This window comes from Vibrio sp. 10N.261.51.F12 (assembly GCF_041471725.1).
Classification (GTDB): domain Bacteria; phylum Pseudomonadota; class Gammaproteobacteria; order Enterobacterales; family Vibrionaceae; genus Vibrio.
The window spans coordinates 368833-390369 of the sequence record NZ_JBFROV010000016.1; the positions used below are offsets into that span (position 1 = coordinate 368833).

Here is a 21537-nt window from a genome sequence, read left to right on the forward strand (position 1 = left end):
GTGTCCTCTTAATTAATTTTGGTTATACCCGCAGGTGAGCAAGTATTAGTAATCTCTAATTAGTGTAAATGCTTGGCTTAGCTTGTTGGCGTCTTTTTTCCCTGGCGCTGATTCCACGCCGGAGTTTAGGTCGAGCCCAATACAGCCTAACTGACTCGCTTCTTTGATGTTATCCGGAGACAACCCACCAGCGAGCATGATGTTGTTTGTGTTGTGAAGTAACTGCCAGTCAAAGCGTTGACCCGTACCGCCGGTTTGGTTGCCGACTTGAGCATCCAATAGATGGCGGTCGACATCGATGGCAGAAAAGTCAGGTAGGGCATCTTTCACGCCGTGAGCTTTCCAAATTGCGATGTCGGATTGGAGCTGAGCTCGCAATGCCTCGACATAGGCTTGATCTTCGTCACCATGCAATTGCACCGCTGATAAGCCTAATTCGTTAGCCGTATTTGCCACCACTTCTGTAGTGTGGTTTTGAAACACGCCAACAAATTCAAGTGGCGCACCACTCATCACCATTCTTGCCGATTCAAAGTCGACGTAGCGTGGCGATTTTTCAACGAAGATAAGGCCTCCTTTTACTGCACCCGCCTGATAGGCTTTTGCGGCGTCATCGGCGTGCGTCAAGCCGCACACCTTGTTTTCACCGAGTAGCACTTTTCTCACGGCCAGTTCTAGGTTGTCTTCTGCCATTAGCGAGCTACCTATTAGGAAGCCATTTGCATAGTGAGATAAATCGCGTACTTGTTGATGATTATAGATGCCAGACTCAGAAATAATGATCGTGCCTTCCGGAAGGCTTGGCGCAAGCTCTTTCGTTCGATCAAGGTTTACAGACAAGTCACGTAGGTTACGATTATTAATACCGACGACACGAGCTTGTAGGTTGATGGCACGCTCTAGTTCTGCTTCATTACTTACTTCAGTAAGAATACCGAGATTAAGTGACTCCGCGACAGCGGCGAGTTCACGGTACTCTTCATCGCTAAGGACCGATAGCATCAATAAAATAGCATCGGCTTTGTAGTGACGCGCGAGGTAGACTTGGTAGCTATCGACCATGAAATCTTTACAGATGACCGGTTGCGTTACTTGGCTGCGTACCTGTGGCAAAAAGTCAAAGTTACCTTGGAAGTACTTTTCATCAGTCAGGACAGAGATGGCACTTGCATGGTTATTGTATACCGATGCAATGTAATCAAGATCGAAGTCTTCTCGAATCAATCCCTTAGAAGGTGAGGCTTTCTTGCACTCTAGAATGAACACGGTCTTTCCTGTTGACAGTGCATCATAGAAGTGGCGATCTGATGGTTCCAATTGCGCTTGAAAGCTTGCAAGTGGTTGTGACTGTTTGCGGGCTTCAACCCAGACTCGTTTATCTTCGACGATTTTTGCTAGTACCGTTTCCATTCCTAGTTCCTATTTCTTAACCGCGCGCAGCGAGTTGTTTAACGAGTTCGTAAGCCTTGCCTGAATTCATCGCATCAATGGCTTGTTGAGCGTTGGCTTTTAAATCATCAAAGCCAAAAAGCTTCATTAGAAGTGCCACGTTAACCGCGACCGCGCCGAGTTGAGCTTCTGTACCTTTTCCGGTCAGCATGTCGGTGATGATGGCTCTATTTTCTTCTGGCTCGCCACCCTTGATAGCCTCCAGAGGATGTGGATTCACACCAAAATCTTCAGGTGTTAATGTGTACTCCGTGATGACGCCATCTTTAATTTCAGCGACTAACGTTTCGCCATGTATGGCGACCTCATCTAAGCCGCTACCATGAACAACGGCAGCACGCTTCATACCCATTTGTAACATGGTCTCCGCTATTGGGCGAACCAGTTTTGCGTCATATACGCCCATCAGCTCTATATTTGGACGAGCTGGATTGATGAGTGGTCCTAAGATATTAAAGATCGTGCGTGTTTTCATGGTTTGACGTACTGGCATCGCATGCTTAACGCCGCCGTGATACTGAGGTGCAAATAGAAAAGCGACACCAATATCATCCACAGCCTTGCGTGTATCTTCTGGGCTCATTGCCAGATTGATACCAAAGGAATCAAGTAAGTCGGATGAACCTGACTTGCTTGATACCCCTCGATTGCCGTGTTTTGCAACCTTAAGCCCACATGCCGCCGCCACAAATGCCGCTGTCGTGGAAATATTAATCGTGTTTGCGCCATCGCCACCCGTGCCCACGATGTCGGCAAAGTCATAGTCGGGGCGAGGGAAAGCGTTAGCATTGGCGAGCAGAGCTTTCGCTGCGCCAGCTATCTCGTCGGGTGTTTCGCCCTTAATTTTTAACGCGGTTAACGCTGCTGCCATCAAAATAGGGTCAAGTTCGCCTTTGATAATGGTATCAAACAACTGTTGGCTTTCTTCTTGACTCAGTGATTGCTGGTCATAAAGCTTATTAATGATATTTTCCATAATTACGATGCCTTAAATTCGTTGAGTTGTTTGATTAACGCAATGGGTGCGCGCGAGCCCATTCGATGGCGTTACCAAGTAACGTCGCACCATGGGTGGTCATAATGGACTCTGGGTGAAATTGAAAGCCACACACGCGGTCTTGTTCGTTAGCAATCGACATGACCAAACCATCGACTTGCGCCGTCACCTCAAGACTATCGGGAACATGGGTCGCGACCAATGAGTGGTAGCGAGCAATCGCCAGTGGAGAAGGCAGTCCTTGATAAATCGCATGATTGTCATGCGCCATCATGGAAATTTTGCCATGCAGAATCTCACCCGCACCAGCGACCGTACCACCATAAGCTTCTACGAGAGCTTGGTGACCAAGGCAGATACCGATCATCGGCACTTGCCCCTTGAGTTGTTGAATGAGTGCTGGCATGCAACCTGCGTCAGAGGGCGCACCGGGGCCTGGCGATAAAACAACCACGGCGTTATCAAGTTGAAGCACCGCTTGTGCGATGGTTTCTGCCGAGATGTGGTTTCGATAGATGGTGACATTATGGCCAAGGCTTCGAAACTGATCGACAAGGTTGTAGGTGAATGAGTCGAAATTATCGACAAACACGATATTGGCGCAATGTGCGGGTGTCGCATTGGAAGTCATGTTCATACGTTACTACTCCTGATGCGCAGTTTTGATGGCAGAGATAACCGCTTGGGCCTTGCCGCGTGTTTCGTCAGCCTCAGCTTGTGGGTCGGAATCGAATACTACTCCGGCGCCAGCTTGGACTTGTGCAATACCGTTCTCAACATACGCTGAGCGGATGACGATACAGGTATCCATGTCGCCAATACCATTCATGTAACCAACCGCGCCGCCGTAGCTGCCGCGTGTTTGCTGTTCTACTTGACGAATAAGCTGCATTGCTCGGATTTTCGGTGCGCCAGTTAAGGTGCCCATATTCATACAAGCTTGGTAGGCGTGAAGGGCATCGAGGTCAAGTCGCAACTGACCGACAACCCTTGAGACTAAGTGCATGACATGGCTGTAACGGTCGGTTTGCAGCAGGCTGGCGACATGACGTGTGCCTGGTTCGGAGATTCTAGCCACATCATTGCGAGCCAAATCTACCAGCATCATGTGCTCAGCGTTCTCTTTCATGTCACAGCGCAACTCTAGTTCCATACGGCTATCGAGATCTTTGTTAATTGAACCGTCAGGGTTTTTCCCACGGCGTCGCGTACCGGCGATTGGGTAGATTTCGATTTGGTTGCTTTGTGAACAGTATTTTAGGGCGCTCTCAGGAGAGGCACCAAATAACGTAAACAGCTCATCTTGCATATAAAACATGTAAGGGCTTGGGTTGCTTCTCTTCAGCTCTTTATATGCCACTAATGGCGATGGGCATGGGAGTGTAAATCGGCGTGACGGAACGACTTGAAAGATGTCACCACGCACGACGTATTCTTTTAGGTCTCTAACCGTTTGGCAAAAGTCTTCATCGGAGACGCTGGCGACTTCTTGGTTATCAGTGACCTTGATGGCAGTCGGCAAGGCTTTGAGGTTGTCACATTGTGTGCTGATGTCACTCATTCTCTCACGAATGCGCGCGAGTTCATCGTCATCATGGTTAAACAAGGTAGTTTGTAGTTCGCATGACTTCTTCTGATGATCAACAACCAATAAGCTTTCCGCCACATAAAACACGTAGTCGGGGCATTGGTTCGATTGGGTCGCATCGCCAAGAGGTTCAAATTGTGCCACGAGGTCATAGGCAAAAAGGCCACCCATGAAAATCGCATTTTTGTTCAGTCCAGTTATATCAAAGCTGTGTTGCACTAACCGAAGTGCGTCAAATGAAGATGCTTCTCGAAGCCTTGAGTCTTCGTCAAGTTGATTGTTCGGCATTTCAAAATGAACGATTAGCTCTTTTGGTTTTAAAATGTGTCGGATATCAGAAGAAAGATTGCCTGCGAGTATCTCTAGCAAGTTTTCGCCATTCGTGGTGAGTGCTTCATAGCGAACGATATGACCCTCACAGACGATACGAACCGCAGAGTCCACAATAAGCAAACTTTGCAGGTCTTGCTTCGATTCGATCTCGGCTGACTCAAGGAGTAGGCTGTCGGTCTTGTTTTCACAAAGTGTATGAAACAGCTTTGTCGGGTCTTTCGCGTACGGTACTTGTAATGAAAGCACCTCTAGACGACCTTGTTTTTGAATTGTAATGGCTTTGTTCACAAAACCTCCTCTTAATCTTCAATCTGTCCATGCAACAATTGTGTTCCATACTCGCACAATTAAAACGTTTGCCCAACGTTGAATCGGTCCAAATTGCCGCATAGTTAATCAGTTAAACCAAAAAATAAAAAAGCCCACTCGTTTGAGTGGGCTAGTATTAAATCTACTTGTTTTTTACGCACGTAAAAAAGCCCACTTGGAATGACTCCATGTGCGCCACCAATCACCAACAGAGCGTTGAACGCTGATTTGGGGTTTTTGGATTGGTTGAATTTCTTGTACCATACGTGCATTACTCTTAATTTTTACCTGCGTACTAGTTAACTAGTTCATGGCATTAAAGTCAACCAATATTATAAATAAAATGAAGATAGATCTGCACAGTCACACTACCGCATCGGATGGGCGATTATCCGTCGAAGCGCTTCTAGAGCGAGCGATCGAGTTTAACGTAAAAATCATCGCGATTACTGATCACGATACATTAGATGCGTTGCCTGAAGCTCACCGGCTGATTGAGGCGCGTCAACTACCCATTGAGCTTGTCAATGGCATTGAAATTTCAACGGTATGGCAAAATAAAGATATTCATGTGGTGGGCCTTGGTGTCGATATGAATAACCCTCATTTGTTGTCTTTAATTGAAGCGCAAAAGGCACGACGTGCCGAGCGCGCTGAACTGATGGCGGAACGATTGGAAAAGGCGACTCGACCAGGTGTGCTTGAAGAAGTGAAAGCCATCGCTGATGGTGCACCAATAACACGTTCTCATTTTGCTAAATGGATTGTTGAGCACGGTTATGCCAAGAATATGCAGCAGGTGTTCAAGAAATATTTAACGAGAAATAACACCGGTTATGTACCGCCCAACTGGTGTTTGATCAGTGATGCCGTCGAGGCCATTCATCAGGCTGGTGGGGTCGCTGTCCTGGCTCATCCCGGTCGCTATCAACTTACGGCCAAGTGGCTCAAGCGTTTGCTCGCCGCTTTCTCTGAAGCGAATGGTGACGCTATGGAAGTCGCTTTGCCACAACAAAGTATGCAAGAAAGGCGCAACCTTGCAGATTATGCGATACAATACAATCTATTAGCTTCGCAAGGTTCGGACTTTCATTATCCATCACCTTGGACTGAGCTTGGCCGTAATTTATGGCTGCCATCTGGTGTCGAACCGGTATGGGATAGACTGTCTTTACAAACGGCAACGACGCTTGAAAGTCAGAGTGCCGAAAAATAGAATTATTTAAGCTCTTGATGTTGAACAACAAGGAAGGTTGCGACGAGAGTATTTAGCTGAAGGAATAACAATGAGCCAATTTTTTTATGTACATCCAGACAACCCACAAGCACGCTTGATCAGTCAAGCGGTTGCCATTATTCGAAACGGTGGTGTTGTCATTTACCCGACCGATTCAGGGTATGCACTTGGTTGTCAGCTTGAAAATAAACAAGCCTTAGAACGTATTTGCCAGATTCGTCGTCTTGACGATAAGCATAATTTTACTTTGTTGTGCCGTGATCTTTCGGAAATCTCGTTGTATGCACGAGTGGACAATACGGCATTCCGATTGCTTAAAAGTAATACCCCAGGGCCTTATACCTTTATCTTTAAAGGGACTAAGGAAGTACCGCGTCGCTTGATGAATCCAAAGCGAAAAACCATTGGTATTCGAGTACCAGATAACCGAATCGCGTTGGACTTGCTGGAAGCTTTAGGTGAGCCACTCATGTCAACATCATTGATTTTGCCAGGCAGTGATGTCACCGAGTCTGATCCTGAAGATATTCGAGATAAGCTTGAACACGCAGTTGATGTGATCTTAAACGGAGGTTATCTTGGTGAGCAACCTACGACGGTGATTGACTTTAGCGACGATGAAGCGAAAGTGCTCCGCTTAGGTGCAGGCGATTCTGCACCCTTTGAATAAGCATCGAGTTGGATATTGGCGTGACTTATCGCAAGAAATAGGGTGCTTCTGCACAATTTCTCTGCGATAATACGCGACCGCGATTTCAACGATCGCAATATCTGGTTTCGACGTCTGTGAAGACGACATTATAGGTAGGTAGATGAGCGAAAAATTACAAAAAGTGCTTGCCCGCGCAGGCCATGGCTCCCGTCGTGAACTTGAAACATTAATCAAGTCTGGGCGAGTGAGTGTCAACGGTCAGGTGGCAAAACTGGGTGAGCGCCTTGAAGACGACAGTGCGATTATTCGTATTGACGGTCATACTGTATCGGCAAAAGCACAAGAAGAAGTGGTTTGTCGAGTTTTGGCTTATTACAAGCCAGAAGGTGAGCTTTGTACACGTCACGATCCTGAAGGTCGTCGTACGGTATTTGATCGCTTACCTAAAATCCGCGGTTCGCGTTGGATTTCAGTCGGTCGTTTGGATGCAAACACATCGGGTTTGTTACTGTTCACTACTGATGGTGAATTGGCAAATCGACTGATGCACCCAAGTCGTCAAGTCGAACGTGAGTACCTAGTACGTGTATTCGGCGATGTGACAGAAAGTAAGATCCGTAACTTGGTACACGGCGTGAAACTTGAAGACGGCATGGCTCGTTTTGAAGACGTTGTTTACGCAGGTGGCGAAGGTATGAACCACACGTTCTACGTTGCGATCAACGAAGGCCGAAACCGTGAAGTTCGTCGTCTATGGGAATCACAAGAAACAACCGTGAGTCGTTTGAAGCGTGTTCGTTACGGTGATATCTACTTAGATAAAAAACTGCCTCGTGGCGGTTGGGCTGAGTTAACGTTAAAAGATGTTAACTACTTGCGTGAATTAGTTGAGCTAAAGCCAGAGAAAGAAACGCTTCTTGATCTGAATAGTGCGAATACGTCTCGTCAACGTGAACGTTCACGTAGCCAAAAAATTCGTCGTGCAGTACGTCGTCATGAAGAACGTGTGAATACACCTTCAAAAGGCCGTAGTAATCAGCAGAGACGCAATAAGAAAAGTGCAGGCGAACAAAGCGCACGATCTAAAACTCGCTAATCTAGCGTCGTTTTATTAAATAGATTTGAAAAAGCCAGTTAGCATCGCTAACTGGCTTTTTGTTTGTCAGTCACTTAATGTATCTAGGTGGAGAAGGTACTTGCCAGTGGCATCTATCACCGGCAATTGTATCAAGGCAGGACTTGCTAATATTTCACGCGTGGTTAATCGTCTCTCGCGCAAGATACGCGCCTGACCTAGCGGTATACCGGTTTCTTATTGAAATGGCTCTCTACCATTCTTTGCGTCACAATGTGCTGCGGGCTGGTCAATACGTCTTGAGTGCTGCCACTTTCGACCACTTCCCCTTCATGCATGACGATCACCTTGTCTGTGATGTGTTTTATAATGCCTAAATGCTGTGACACATACACAAAAGCCACACCCATTTCTTCTTGGAGTTCCAAAAATAGGTTAATTATCTGCGATCGCATCGCCATATCGAGACCATTTAATGCCTCGTCTGCAACGATAATCGATGGCTGCAAAATGAGCGCTCTCGCTAGACAGATTCTCTGTTTTTGGCCTGTCGCCAGCATCTGAGGATAGAAATAAGCATGTTCTGGAAGTAACCCCACACGAACCAGCGTGTCTTTTACGCGGCGCATACGGGCTTCTGGAGGCATATTCGTATTTCGTTTAAGCGGGCCTTCTAAAATCCGACCAATCTGAATCCTAGGGTTTAACGAGGTGTTAGGGTCCTGGAAAATCATGCGGATTAATTTGCAACGTGTTGAGTAATCCTTATGTTCCAGTAGGTCGCCATTGACCCTGATTTCACCCGCACTCGGTTCTACAACGCCAGCTAACATTCTTGCCAACGTCGATTTCCCGGAGCCATTCTTACCAATAAAGCCAATCGTTTGTCCGGCTTCTAGTTCAAAGCTTACGGGTTTGACGGCATGCTGTATTTTCTTCTGAAACAGCTTTGAGCGAGTGACAAAGTCTTTTTTTAATCCAGTGACTTCTAGCAAGGCACTCATGCTTTTTTCTCCGTATTCAGAGGGAAGTGGCAGCTGTATTTGTGATTTTTAACGCGTTTTACTGGCGGAATTTCAACGCATTGTCGCTGCGCATAAGGGCAACGTGGTCCAAGGCGGCACCCAATAGGTAAATGCTGGAGTGGCGGAATGGAACCTGGTAGCGATTGCAGCTTTTCTTTGTGTGGGATCCAATCGCCAAAATCAGGTATCGCTTTCAACAATGCAACCGTATATGGGTGTTTAGGGGTATCTAATATTTTTTTTGTATCAGCCGATTCAACGGATTGTCCACAGTACATCACGGTGATTCGTGTTGCCCACTGAGTGATGGTCGTTAAATCGTGACCAATCAAGATTAACGTCGTGTTATTGAGTTGATTCATACGGCTCAATAAACGCAGTATTTGCGACTGTGTAATCGGATCTAAATCATTGGTTGGTTCGTCGGCAATGAGCAGTTTTGGTTTGGCGGCGATGGCCATTGCAATCATGATTTTTTGGCACTCACCATCCGTTAACTCATAAGGATAACTGTGCATGACGCGCGTATGTTCTTTGATTCCGACTTTATGAAGAAGCGCTATGGCTTGTTTTTTACGCCATTTAAATCGCTCCCACCATTTACCGTCAAAAGAGCGTGACGGAATGGATTCAATAAGTTGTCGACCGACTTCCTCTGATGGATCTAGGCAGGTGGAGGGCTCTTGAAATATCATCGCGACGTCTCGAGCAATGACTCGTCGACGCTCTCGAGGGGTGAGCTGCAGTAGGTCAATATTGCCAAGACGCATTCGGTCAGCGGATACGCGCCACGTCTCTTTACAGACGCCTAGAATGGCTTTTGCCACCAAACTTTTTCCTGATCCCGATTCTCCAACGAGGCCTCGAATTTCGCCCTCATTGATGGTGAAGCTCATTCGGTCAACGGCTTTTACTAAGCCTTGCGGTGTCTCGATCTCAATCGTTAAGTGACGAATATCTAATACAGGCATTATTCTACCCCCGCGTTCAGCGCGCTGCGCACGCCTTCGCCAACAATATTAACGACGACAACAACACATAAGATAGCTAAGCCTGGCAAAATCACGGTCCATGGTGCGAGATACAGTAATTCAGCCGCATCGCCGAGCAGAGAACCCCATTCACTGCTCGGTGGTTGGGCTCCTAAGCCTAAGAAACCTAATGCCGTGATATCGAGAATGGCAATGGATAAGGCGAAGGTAAATTCTGCTGCAATAATAGAGAGAATGTTTGGCAAGATAGAGTTCCACAATAAATAAAAGTCGTTCGCGCCATCCAAGCGAGCAGCCATGATGTAATCTTTTTCAACTTCCGTATGAACAGCGACATAGACGGAACGAACAAAGCGAGGGATTAGCGCCAAGCATATTGCCAATAAAATATTGTATTCACCAGGCCCCAAAAACGCGACGAATATGATGGCCAACAACAATGAAGGTATCGACATAACCGTATCGAGTAAATGATTTAAAATACTGGATAACAAGCCTTTGGTCATACCGGCAAGGATACCAATGAAGCAGCCAATTACCGCGGAAAGCACGGTAATTAATACAGCAGCACCAAAAGACAACCGAGAGCCATCGACAATCCGTGACAAGATATCTCGACCTAAATCATCCGTACCAAAAAAGTAATCTACGGTACCCGCAGGATCCCAAGACGGTGGGATGAGCAGGTAAGAGCTTTGTTCCATTGGGTCGTAGGGGACGATCCAAGGCGACAATAGGGTGATGATAATGATAAGAGCAAAGCACCATAACCCAAACATAGACAAGCTGTTGCTTCGATAGCTGCGCCAAAAGCGCTCAAGCTGAGTGGGGATGCGTTCTTCTTGGTAAATATTATCTGACAGCATACCATTCCTTCCTCACCAGCGGGTTGATCATGGCTCCGAGAATATCGGATAAGATGCTTGCCGTCAGTACGATACTAGCCACTACCATTACGCCAGCTTGAATGGATGCATAGTCTTGACTTGATAGGGCGTCGAGAAGCCAACGCCCTATGCCGGGCCAGTTAAAGATGGACTCCGTCATAATGGCGAGCGTAATCATACTGGATAGCTGTACACCCAGTTTCGGTATGATAGGCGGGATGGCGTTTCTGAGTACGTGTTCTTTTACTATCTCATAGTTAGATAGACCCTTGATACGCGCTGCACGAATATAGTTCTGCGCCATGACCTCGGTAACAGAGGTGCGCATCATGCGTATTACCTGCATGGTTGGGGATAACGCGAGTACAAAACAAGGCAAAATCATATGTTCAATGACGCTTTGCAGTGCTTCACGTCGATAGGGCCCATCGGACAGTAGAGCATCAATCAAAGCAAACCCCGTGACATGGTCAATTTCGTACAACAAGTCGTAGCGTCCTGCTACCGGAAACCACTGAAAATTAAGAGAGAAATACATAATCATCAACAGTGCAATCCAAAACAGTGGTGCGGCATACCCGACCATCGATGAGAATGAGATAATGTTATCGAGCCATTTGCCCTTTTTCATGCCAGCAATGGTACCGGCTGGGATGCCAATAAAAACCGAAATCATAAAGGCGGCAAAGCACAACTCTAATGTGGCTGGCAATACAGCAGACAGCTCATCAATAATAGGAACGCCTGCTTTGGTAAGGCCAAAATCAAGCTTAGTAAGCTGTGTTACGTAGCTTATCCAGCCAGGTAGGAACTCTTTGGTCGTCCAAATTGAGTTTGGATCTAGGCGGATAAGGTTATAGCCGACCAATGTCAAGATCAGTAGCGTAATAACAAATAGATTAAGTCGGCGAACGGCATACCAGAACATTATTTTAACCTCACGACTTGATCAAAAGGCTGAGTATTAAACGGGCTAGTACGGAAGCCAGTTAGATCGTCATTGTGAGCTTGATATTTTTGGCCATGAGCTAGTGGAATGACGGGGACCTGGTCATATAAAATATTTTGCGCTTGTCGATAAAGATTGGCTCGGTAACGGGGCTCGCTGACCTCCAGTGCTAGGTCTAACAAAAAATCAAAATCGTCGTTACACCACATAGATAGGTTAAGTCCTTCACGCTTTGACGAACAAGACAATAGGGGTCTTAGGTAGTTATCAGGGTCGCCAGTATTGCCCACCCAACCAGTCAACAGAAGATCGACCGCTTTGATATTTGACAACTCTTTGCGGTCAACGCGTTCGTCGGTGAGCAGATTAAGGGTGATACCGACATCGGCAAGGTTGGCTTGAATCAGCTCAGCGGTCTTTCGCGGGCTCGGGTTATAGACTCGCGGCTCAAGTGGCACCGCTAGCGTCAGTTCTAAGCCATTGGCATATCCAGCATCACGTAGCAAAGCCATCGCATAGTTTCGGTCATAGCGAATTTGAGTGGGGTCTTTTTGGTATGCCCAAGAGCTTGGTGGAAGTAGGGTATAGGCTTTCTCCCCCGTTCCGTAATAAACCGCTTCTAATATGTTATCTCGGTTAATCGCGAGGTTAATCGCCTTCCGCACTCTCACGTCGCTTAGCGCGCCGTGTTGGGTATTAATGGCGATAAACGAGACGTTCATTGCGGGCTTGGCTTGTAAAACCACAGAGTCTTCGTTGAGTATCACTGGTATTTGGCTTGATACGGGTGAATTTAGGACATCACATTCCCCACGCAGCAATTTGGCTAGCGCGCCTGCACCTCGGTGGGAGATGTCGAAAACAACCTGCTTCATCTGGACAGGGCCACGCCAATACTGTTCATTGCGTTTTAAGCGTACTAAGTCTGATACTTGATATTCATCGAGGTAGAATGGGCCGGTGCCCACAGGGTAGGTATCAATCCTTTGCTTACTATTACTGTCTAGCAATATCTTGGCATATTCAGCGGAAAAAATAGGGGCATGAGCAGTGGAAATATTCGACAAAAATGAATTGTCGGGTTTAGACAATGTGAATTGTACGGTATTGACGTCGAGTGCGGTGACGCTGGTAACGAGTGCCGAAAAGTTAATGCCAGCAAACCACGGGTAAACACTCCCTCCAACCTGATGATAGGGAGTGTTTTCGTCTAAAATACGATTGAAGCTAAATACGACATCATCAGCATTTAACGGACGCGTCGGAGTGAACCACTCGGTTGTTTGGAACTGGACGTCATCACGCAAGTTAAAGTGATAAACCGTACCGGTTTCGTCAACCGTCCAGCTTTTTGCAAGGTTTGGTACCGGTTGGTGAGTGCCAGGGTTGAGCGTTAATAGCGTGTCATATAATTGAGGCGCGATCGCTTCGACAATGATGCCACCGTCCACCAATTGAGGATTAAATGTACTTGGGCGACCTTGGTCACAGTACACAAAACCGTCTTGACGAATTTTTGTGTGATCGACCTTATCTTCACAGCCGGTGACTAGTGCAACGCTGCAAATTGCTATGGATAGTTTTAGTAATGCCTTCATAAACACGCTACATTCATTTTAGTGAACGCAATATCTGTACTGAGAACAGAGTAATTTACCACTAATTGGATGGTTTAACCAATAACGACAAGTAGTTATCGACGATTTTGTTTGCTTTGATGCTGACTCTTTGAGCGCCTTCATATTAGTTTGTGCTTTCTCACGAGGCCTCTTAGCTGATCATAGCTTAAGCTCAGCATTTTAGCGGCGGTTCTTTGATTGTATTGTGCTTCATCTAACGCTGTGCGAACCATGGTTAAGGATTGTTCCTCTTGCCACAGTTTAAAGTCAATTGGGAACGTCACGGTTGGTGGACTCGATGCGGCGGTAGGCATACTCTCAGCTGTTTTGAGCACCTGAGTAGCATCGCGGTGCTGCCCATCACGAGATGGCATCTCTTTAGGGGGGGCATCACGATTGTCTGAATCAGAGGAAGAAAGAGAAGAGAACGTATTGAGAAACGGATTAAAAACCAACGAATCAATGGGATGTTCGCTTGTGCCATGTTGGTACACCGCACGCTCGATGACATTCTTTAATTCTCTGACGTTACCTGGCCAAGGGTAGGCATGGATACTTTGCCACGCTTTGCTCGTAAATCCGACAAACAGAGGTAAGCCTAACTCGCGGCACATCTTAATCGCGAAATATTCAGCAAGTAATGCGATATCTTCTTGTCTCGCACGTAAGGGAGGTAACTGGATAACGTCGAAAGCAAGCCTATCGAGCAGATCGGCGCGAAACTTTCCTCTTTCTGCCAAGGCTGGAAGGTCTTCGTTCGTGGCACAAACGAGCCTGACATTGGCCTCGAGCGCTTTCATGCCACCGACGCGTTCATATTGGCCATATTCGATAACACGCAATAGTTTTTCTTGGACAGATAAAGGCGTAGTCGCGAGTTCATCAAGAAACAACGTACCATTTTCTGCGCGCTCAAAGCGGCCTAAATGTCGGCCTTTAGCGCCCGTAAACGCCCCTGATTCATGGCCAAATAATTCAGAATCAATAAGGCCATCGCTGAGCGTCGAGCAATTGAGAGAGATGAGTGGCTTATCCCAGCGAGTGGAAAGGTAATGAAGACGCTGGGCGATCAGTTCTTTACCAGTGCCGCGCTCTCCGATAATTAATACCGGTCGCTCAATGGGAGCCAGCTTTGATACTTTATCAAGTACCGAAAGAAAAGAAGGGGATTCACCAATAAGGTTCTGAGCCATGGTAGGGTCCTTAAAGATTGGTTTTTTTTACCAATAGTTGGTAAAACCATATTAGCAGTTTGATGTGAAAATGCGAGTATTCTCATAGGTGGTTGTTATATATAAAGTTATTAAATTGGCACGATAATTGGATTATCTATACTGAGTACAACATTGAATGGCTATGACGACATCGCGACAAGAAAGAGCCACGCAGTAGTCAAAGTAAGTAGCCACGTTCATTCATTTAGGAGATGTATTATGGGTATTTTTTCTCGTTTCGCTGATATCGTAAATTCTAACGTTAGTGCACTTTTAGACAAGGCCGAAGACCCGGAAAAAATGATTCGCCTTATCATCCAAGAGATGGAAGACACGCTAGTCGAAGTCCGTACTAATTCCGCCAAGGCGATTGCGGATAAAAAAGAACTGGCGCGTAAAGTGAAAACGCTAGAAGAACAAATTGTCGAGTGGCAGCACAAAGCCACCCTTGCGTTGACCAAGCAAAGAGAAGAATTAGCGCGTGCTGCATTGATTGAAAAGCAGAAAGTAGAAAAAATAGTGAAAGGGTTGCATGATGAGCAAACTCTGGTTGAAGAGACGATTGATAAGCTGACGAGTGAAATTGCCAAACTAGAAGCGAAAATCACGGAAACTCGCGCTAAACAGCAGGCTTTAATCATTCGTTCGCAAACGGCCAATAATCGCCGTGATGTGCAAAAGCACCTGCACACCAGCCGTACGCATGAAGCAATGGCAAAATTTGAGCAATATTCACGTAAAGTGGATGAGCTCGAAGCGGAAGCGGATTTGTATGCGAATACCGGCAATGCAAAATCTCTCGACCAAGAGTTCGCTGAGCTTCAAGCACAAGATGAGATAGATATCGAACTGGCTAAGCTTAAAGAACAGATGAACAAAAAATAAACATCGAATAGGAGTTAGACATGTCGACATTTCTTATTGCCGGACCCGTCATTGTATTCTTGATATTTGTTGCTCCGCTTTGGCTATTTCTTCATTACCGTAGCAAGCGAAAGTCGGAGGCTGGTTTGTCTTCTCAAGATTTTGAAAAGCTACAAGCCTTGTCGCAAAGAGCGGAAAAAATGCAACGGCGCGTCGAGAGCCTAGAAAAGATCCTTGATGCGGAGTCGCCTAAATGGAGGCAACATTATGACGCATAGAGAGCTCTATAAAGATCCAATTAACGGCAAATTGACAGGGGTTTGCGCTGGGCTTGCCAACTACTTCGGCGTCGAGGTTTGGTTGATCAGAATCTTAGTTATCTCAGCGGCATTGTTGGGCGGGAGTTTTTTAGTCTTACTTGCCTATATTGCAATGAGTTTGATGCTTGAGAAGCAGCCAGACAATTTTGTGGAAGCCTTAAAGACAAAGCAAGAGCACTCCCTTAAAAACAAGCCTTGGAAACAAGGTCAAAGTGCCAAAGACTTACTCGGTACGATTGAAAAAGACATGGATAAAATTGAAGATTCATTGCGAACGATGGAAGCTTATGTGACCTCTGATACCTATGCGGTAAACCGAGAATTCAGTAAACTCTGAGTATGAGACTATTCACCTTCAATCGCGTAGCGATATAGCAAATAAAATCACTTAATGATTAACCCAGTGAACATTCGGACACTGGGTTTTTTATCATCTATGCCCTTAGCATGTTCATAACATGAGGGGTGAATCGTTGACAACTAAAACCGTGGATAATCGATAACAACGATTCGGTTAGCAAGCTATCTATGATTTACTGCTAAAAACTATTAATAATTAGTGACTTGCTGGTAATACTTGTTGCTCTAGACTATTTTTTAATGACAAGCAGAACATGGTAGTTGAAGAATGAACATGAAGTTATCGGCATTATTTCTAGTGGTAACAGTGCTTAGTGCCTGTGGAAAAGCCCCTCCCCCCATCCCTGAACCCGAGTCGCGCCCTGCAAAATTGTTTTCTGTTTCAGTTGGAAACAGCCAGTTCGAGCGTACGTTTCCTGCAACTTCTGAAGCGGGCGATAAAGCAGTGTTGGCGTTTCGAGTGCCAGGACAGTTGGATAATCTTTTTGTACGCTCAGGGCAACAAGTGAAGAAAGGTGATCGACTCGCGAGCCTTGACCCTGATGAGTATCAGTTGTTAGAGAAGCAAGCGAAAGCCAACTTCCGTTTGGCAGATGTACAATACCAGCGTGCATTAAAACTTCGCAAAAGTCAGGTGGTATCAGAGCAGGATTACGATCAAGCCAATGCCAATATGAAATCAGCAAAAGCAGGTTGGTCTCAAGCTCAGGCAAATCTTGACTACACCACTTTAGTTGCTCCGTACAATGGAACCATTTCGATTATTCCTGCCGATAATTATGAATACATCCAAGCCAAAGAAGGCGTGATGAACATTCAATCGAACCAGTTGCTCAAGGTTATATTTCAATTGCCGGACTATTTATTAAACCGGTTTCAAGGGGATCATCAAATCGACGCGTCGATGGCATTTGATGCCTTTCCTAGTAATGAATACGAACTGACATTTCAAGAAATCGATACCGAGGCTGATCCTAAGACCGGGACTTATAAAGTGACCATGATAATGGCACGCCCCTCTGACATTGGTGTATTGCCTGGAATGGCTGGGCAGGTCCGAATATTGGCTCGTAGTACGGCAGCAACCGTCATTCCAGTGTCAGCCCTTTTCATGGAGAACGATAAGCAATGTGTTTGGAGAGTGACGAGTGGTGGCATTGTTGAGAAGGTTGCAGTGGAATTGAATGACAAACGACAAGTTATTTCAGGGCTTGAAGATGGAGATAAAATTGTCATCTCGGGCGTTCAAAGCATTAAGCCTGGCATTCAGGTCCGAGAGTGGATTAAGGAGAGAGGATTATGAGAATTTATCGATTCGCGACTCTTCTTTGTGCCGCTCTATTCGTCGTTGGTTGTGATAAAGCATCGATAGAAGAGAGGCATGATATCCCTAAGGTGAAGGTAACGGAGATTGGAAAGTCTGAGCTCAAAAGTCAGTTATATTTCCCGGCACTGGCGTCAGCTGCTGATCGTTCTCATCTTAGCTTTCGTGTCGCTGGTGAAATTAATAATATCACTTTAAAAGAAGGCGACTTTGTAAAAAAAGGAGACATATTAGCCACCTTGGAACCGACTGACTTTCAATTAGATGTGGATAATGCACAAGCAAGATATGCCGTTATTGATAGCCAGTATCGCCGCTCTAGCCCGTTGGTTAAAAAAGGGTTATTGGCGAAGTCTCAGTTTGATGAAATTGCCGCGCAGCGCGCCTATGCTCGTGCCGAGTTTGACCTTGCAAAATTGCGCCTGTCATTCACCCAGCTCGTTGCGCCTGTCGATGGTGTCATTTCTCGTGTGTCTGCTGAGCAATTTGAAAATATTCAAATAGGGCAACAAGTGGTGAATATTCACAGTGTTGAAGAAGTGGAAATTATCGTTCAACTGCCTGATAGCTTTTCGCTGAATCAGCCTAAAGATAATGATATTGATCATATAGAAGCCATCATACGGGTTCCATCTGGGAATGAATATACGGCACGACTCAAAGAGTTTACTACCCAGCCAGACCCAGCGTTAGGGACGTTCACGGCAACGCTCATTCTGCCTATGCCTAAAGATGAATACATACTTGATGGCATGGCTGTGGATGTGACTTCTAAAGCTAAAGATATCGGACTTAAGTTGGATATGGGCGTTAGTGTGCCGATTGAAGCGGTGTTTAACCAAGATGGCGATATGCTTGATGACTTGGACAAATTTGTTTGGGTATTGAATAGCGATAACACTGTGACGAAACAAAAAGTACTGACTGGTAAAGTATCGCGTTCGACGATTCAAATCCTTGAGGGACTTGATAACGCTCAAGTGATTGTGATTGCAGGTGTTGCCAGGTTACGAGATGGCATGGAAGTAGAAGTATTACCGCAGGAGGCGATGTAATGAGCCAAGAAGAAAAGAAGTCTTTGCCTCAAAGCGACGATGAGATTACCGGTGTAGCGGCCTATTTTATTCGTAACAAGGTGATCAGCTGGATGTTGTCATTGATCTTTTTGATCGGCGGCGTGTCTGCTTTTTTTGACTTAGGGCGATTGGAAGATCCAGCCTTTACGATTAAAGACGCAATGGTTGTGACCTCATACCCAGGCGCAACGCCTCAGCAAGTTGAAGAGGAAGTGACTTACCCCATTGAAAAGGCCATCCAACAGTTAACCTATGTGGATGAGATCAACTCTATTTCTAGTCGCGGACTTTCTCAAATCACAGTGACAATGAAAAACAATTATGGCCCTGATGATTTACCGCAAATATGGGATGAATTACGACGTAAAGTTAACGATTTAAAAGGCTCACTTCCGCCTGGGGTGAATGATCCAACGGTTATTGATGATTTTGGTGATGTTTACGGAGTGCTGCTTGCGCTCACTGGTGAGGGATACAGCTATAAGGAAATTTCCGATTACGTGGATTATTTACGCCGAGAGCTAGAGCTGATTGATGGCGTAAGTAAGGTCTCTGTGACGGGGCAGCAACAAGAACAAGTCTTCATAGAAATTTCAATTAAGCGTATTAGCGCCTTGGGTATTGCGCCAAGTACGATTTTTAACTTATTGCAAACACAAAACATTGTCTCGGATGCTGGTGCGACGAGGATAGGAAACGAATACATCCGAATTCAACCAACGGGTGAATTTACCGACGTTGGCGAGCTAGGCGATTTAATCTTGACCGAAGGCGGGGCAGAAGGGCTCATTTACCTAAAAGATGTGGCCAATATTAAACGTGGCTTCATTGAAGTGCCTACCAATATTATCAATTTCAATGGCGAGGTTGCCCTTAATGTCGGCGTGTCTTTTGCTACGGGAGTCAACGTAGTTGAAGTCGGAGAACGCTTTGACCGTCGCTTAGCTGAACTGAAGTTTCAACAGCCCGTCGGTATCGATATTTCGGAAGTGTACAGCCAGCCTAAGGAAGTGGATAAATCGGTACGCGGCTTTGTCGTGAGCTTGGGGCAAGCGGTGGCAATTGTCATCATCGTCTTACTATTTTTCATGGGACTTCGTTCCGGGTTATTAATTGGCTTGATACTGTTGCTTACTGTATTGGGCACCTTTATTTTTATGCAATATATGGCGATAGATCTACAACGGATATCGCTAGGGGCGTTAGTCATAGCCCTAGGGATGCTGGTGGACAATGCCATTGTGGTGGTGGAAGGGATCTTAATCGGAACCCAGCGCGGGAGGACAAGGCTTCAAGCCGCGACCGACATTGTGACCCAAACAAAGTGGCCGTTATTGGGTGCAACGGTTATTGCCGTGACGGCTTTCGCGCCAATCGGGCTGTCTGAAGATTCCACTGGCGAATATTGTGGAACGCTGTTTTCCGTACTGTTGATTTCATTGATGTTGAGTTGGTTTACCGCAATATCATTGACGCCATTTTTTGCTGATATGTTCTTTCGCGGACAAAAAATCAAAGGCGGGGAAGAGGGAGGCGAGGGCAATGATCCTTATAATGGTTTCGTCTTTACGATGTACCGAAAATTCTTAGAATTTTGTATGCATCGTGCTTGGTTAACCGTGGTTTTCCTGATTGTTTGTCTGGCTGGAAGCTTGTATGGGTTCACGAAGGTGAAGCAATCATTCTTCCCTGCATCAACGACACCCATGTTTCAGGTGGATGTTTGGTTACCTGAGGGGACCGATATTCGAGCGACGAATACTAAGCTTGAGGTGTTAGAGCGTTGGATTGCAGAGCAACCAGAGACCGCTCATATCACGACGACGGCAGGTAAAGGCTTACAGCGTTTTATGCTCACGTACTCGCCGGAAAAAAGCTACGCGGCGTATGGAGAGATCACAACGAGGGCGAAAAGCTACGAACAGTTAGAGCCGCTAATGACGCGTTTTCGGTCTTATGTCGATAGTACATTTCCTGAAATCAATTATAAGCTGAAACAGATCGAGTTGGGTCCAGGCGGCGGCGCCAAAATTGAGGCACGTATCATTGGCTCTGACCCTACCGTACTGCGAGGCATTGCAACACAGGTGATGGACATTATGTACGCCGACCCTGGAGCCTTTAACATTCGCCATGACTGGAGAGAACGAACGAAGGTTCTGGAACCTATTTTTAACGAGAGCCAAGCGCGACGTTATGGGATTACCAAGTCTGATGTCGATGATGTACTGATGATGTCTTTTTCGGGTAAATCCGTTGGGTTGTATCGTGATGGAACAACACTCATGCCGATTGTCGCGCGCCTTCCGGATGAAGAGCGTGTCGACATTCGTAATATCGAAGGCATGATGATCTGGAGCCCAGCCTTGTCGGAATTTATTCCATTTCAACAAGTGACGCAAGGGTATGACATTCGCTGGGAAGACCCGATTATCGTTCGTAAAAACCGCAAAAGAATGCTCACCGTGATGGCTGACCCTGATCTTTTAGGAGAAGAAACGGCCGCAACATTACAAAAACGTATTCAGTCACAGATTGAATCTATCGAGCTACCTCCTGGTTACTTCCTAGAATGGGGTGGGGAATATGAATCGTCTGGTGACGCCCAGGCTTCATTGTTCCAAACCATGCCGATGGGTTACTTGTTTATGTTTTTGATCACCATTTTCTTGTTTAACGCGGTAAAAGAAGCGCTGATTGTCTGGTTGACCGTGCCACTTGCCATAATTGGAGTGACAACGGGTTTACTTGCCTTAAACACGCCATTTGGTTTCATGGCTTTGCTCGGGTTTTTGAGCTTATCTGGAATGGTGTTGAAAAATGGTATTGTACTCCTTGATCAAATAGAGATAGAGATTAAATCAGGAAAAGAGCCGTATTTAGCGGTTGTCGACGCGGCATTAAGTCGGGTGCGTCCGGTTTGTATGGCGGCAATTACGACGATATTGGGGATGATCCCTTTGCTGCCTGACATCTTTTTTAAACCCATGGCGGTAACGATAATGTTTGGCCTGGGCTTTGCGACGGTGTTGACGTTAATCGTCGTGCCGGTACTTTATCGATTATTCCATCGTGTGAAAGTGATTTAACACACACACGGAATCCTTTGAGTGACTATCGAAGCACTGCCACCTAATAAGGTGGCAGTGTTATTTTTTATATAACGGTGAATGGGTCGATGTAATGATTAGGCCGATGTATTAAAGTAGAAATATCGTAGCGTCATGAATATTCACTGTATTAACATAAGTGAACTCGTTTAAGGAA

The 21537-nt window shown here is 45.9% G+C and carries 19 protein-coding genes; 9 read left to right on the top strand and 10 right to left on the bottom strand.

The features are described from left to right. Positions 1 to 45 precede the first annotated feature (45 nt). Genes trpCF through AB4405_RS11940 form a run of 4 tightly spaced genes read right to left on the bottom strand, consistent with a single transcriptional unit; the run spans position 46 to position 4655 of the window. Positions 46 to 1410, bottom strand: a complete 1365-nt coding sequence (gene trpCF, locus AB4405_RS11925) for a bifunctional indole-3-glycerol-phosphate synthase TrpC/phosphoribosylanthranilate isomerase TrpF (protein ID WP_372060943.1) — start codon at positions 1408 to 1410, stop codon at positions 46 to 48. Positions 1411 to 1426: 16 nt separating this feature from the next. Further along, on the bottom strand, positions 1427 to 2425 hold the full coding sequence (trpD, locus tag AB4405_RS11930) for an anthranilate phosphoribosyltransferase (protein ID WP_102471482.1): 999 nt from the start codon (positions 2423 to 2425) through the stop codon (positions 1427 to 1429). A gap of 34 nt (positions 2426 to 2459) precedes the next feature. Next, complete coding sequence (locus tag AB4405_RS11935; RefSeq protein WP_372060984.1) at positions 2460 to 3077, bottom strand: aminodeoxychorismate/anthranilate synthase component II; 618 nt, start codon at positions 3075 to 3077, stop codon at positions 2460 to 2462. A gap of 12 nt (positions 3078 to 3089) precedes the next feature. After that, positions 3090 to 4655, bottom strand: coding sequence for an anthranilate synthase component 1 (locus tag AB4405_RS11940; RefSeq protein ID WP_372060945.1), 1566 nt, complete (start codon positions 4653 to 4655; stop codon positions 3090 to 3092). Positions 4656 to 5019: 364 nt separating this feature from the next. Here AB4405_RS11940 and rnm point away from each other — a divergent pair, with 364 nt between their 5' ends. The 3 genes from rnm to rluB all read left to right on the top strand — a co-directional run bounded on the left by rnm (position 5020) and on the right by rluB (position 7661). After that, positions 5020 to 5892: an RNase RNM gene (gene rnm / locus AB4405_RS11945; RefSeq protein WP_102471485.1), complete on the top strand. Its 873-nt coding sequence runs from the start codon at positions 5020 to 5022 to the stop codon at positions 5890 to 5892. Between the two features lie 70 nt (positions 5893 to 5962). Further along, positions 5963 to 6583, top strand: coding sequence for an L-threonylcarbamoyladenylate synthase (locus AB4405_RS11950; RefSeq protein ID WP_372060947.1), 621 nt, complete (start codon positions 5963 to 5965; stop codon positions 6581 to 6583). Positions 6584 to 6725: 142 nt separating this feature from the next. Further along, positions 6726 to 7661 carry a 23S rRNA pseudouridine(2605) synthase RluB gene (gene rluB / locus AB4405_RS11955; RefSeq protein ID WP_102471487.1) on the top strand — a complete coding sequence of 312 codons (936 nt, stop codon included), beginning with the start codon at positions 6726 to 6728 and terminating at the stop codon, positions 7659 to 7661. A 197-nt stretch (positions 7662 to 7858) separates the two neighbouring features. Here the strand turns inward: rluB and AB4405_RS11960 are convergent, their stop codons facing one another. The 6 genes from AB4405_RS11960 to pspF all read right to left on the bottom strand — a co-directional run bounded on the left by AB4405_RS11960 (position 7859) and on the right by pspF (position 14305). After that, positions 7859 to 8644, bottom strand: a complete 786-nt coding sequence (locus AB4405_RS11960; RefSeq protein ID WP_102471488.1) for an ATP-binding cassette domain-containing protein — start codon at positions 8642 to 8644, stop codon at positions 7859 to 7861. Next, the gene (locus AB4405_RS11965) at positions 8641 to 9636 is read right to left on the bottom strand and encodes an oligopeptide/dipeptide ABC transporter ATP-binding protein (RefSeq protein ID WP_102471489.1); all 996 of its coding nucleotides are present in this window, start codon (positions 9634 to 9636) and stop codon (positions 8641 to 8643) included. Before AB4405_RS11965 ends, AB4405_RS11960 begins: the two co-directional genes overlap by 4 nt. Continuing rightward, positions 9636 to 10523 (bottom strand): putrescine export ABC transporter permease SapC, encoded by an 888-nt coding sequence (gene sapC / locus AB4405_RS11970; RefSeq protein ID WP_372060948.1) that lies wholly within the window; start codon positions 10521 to 10523, stop codon positions 9636 to 9638. The genes AB4405_RS11965 and sapC overlap by 1 nt, the downstream gene beginning before the upstream one ends. Continuing rightward, positions 10510 to 11472: an ABC transporter permease subunit gene (locus AB4405_RS11975; protein ID WP_102471491.1), complete on the bottom strand. Its 963-nt coding sequence runs from the start codon at positions 11470 to 11472 to the stop codon at positions 10510 to 10512. Before AB4405_RS11975 ends, sapC begins: the two co-directional genes overlap by 14 nt. Then, the gene (gene sapA / locus AB4405_RS11980) at positions 11472 to 13091 is read right to left on the bottom strand and encodes an ABC transporter substrate-binding protein SapA (protein WP_372060949.1); all 1620 of its coding nucleotides are present in this window, start codon (positions 13089 to 13091) and stop codon (positions 11472 to 11474) included. The genes AB4405_RS11975 and sapA overlap by 1 nt, the downstream gene beginning before the upstream one ends. Positions 13092 to 13231: 140 nt before the next feature. Beyond that, a complete protein-coding gene (gene pspF / locus AB4405_RS11985; protein ID WP_372060951.1) occupies positions 13232 to 14305 on the bottom strand; it encodes a phage shock protein operon transcriptional activator in 1074 nt (357 codons plus the stop codon). Positions 14306 to 14545: 240 nt separating this feature from the next. Between pspF and pspA the strand changes: the two genes are divergently transcribed. From pspA to AB4405_RS12015, 6 genes are all read left to right on the top strand, one after another. Next, entirely contained in the window at positions 14546 to 15211 is a 666-nt protein-coding gene (pspA, locus tag AB4405_RS11990; RefSeq protein ID WP_102471494.1) for a phage shock protein PspA, read from the top strand. Between the two features lie 20 nt (positions 15212 to 15231). After that, positions 15232 to 15468, top strand: a complete 237-nt coding sequence (gene pspB / locus AB4405_RS11995; RefSeq protein WP_102471495.1) for an envelope stress response membrane protein PspB — start codon at positions 15232 to 15234, stop codon at positions 15466 to 15468. Continuing rightward, complete coding sequence (gene pspC, locus AB4405_RS12000) at positions 15428 to 15847, top strand: envelope stress response membrane protein PspC (RefSeq protein ID WP_372060953.1); 420 nt, start codon at positions 15428 to 15430, stop codon at positions 15845 to 15847. Before pspB ends, pspC begins: the two co-directional genes overlap by 41 nt. Before the next feature lie 297 nt (positions 15848 to 16144). Next, positions 16145 to 17173: an efflux RND transporter periplasmic adaptor subunit gene (locus tag AB4405_RS12005; RefSeq protein ID WP_372060985.1), complete on the top strand. Its 1029-nt coding sequence runs from the start codon at positions 16145 to 16147 to the stop codon at positions 17171 to 17173. Next, positions 17170 to 18249, top strand: coding sequence for an efflux RND transporter periplasmic adaptor subunit (locus AB4405_RS12010; protein WP_372060954.1), 1080 nt, complete (start codon positions 17170 to 17172; stop codon positions 18247 to 18249). The genes AB4405_RS12005 and AB4405_RS12010 overlap by 4 nt, the downstream gene beginning before the upstream one ends. Then, complete coding sequence (locus tag AB4405_RS12015; protein ID WP_372060955.1) at positions 18249 to 21359, top strand: efflux RND transporter permease subunit; 3111 nt, start codon at positions 18249 to 18251, stop codon at positions 21357 to 21359. Before AB4405_RS12010 ends, AB4405_RS12015 begins: the two co-directional genes overlap by 1 nt. The last annotated feature ends 178 nt before the right edge of the window (positions 21360 to 21537 follow it).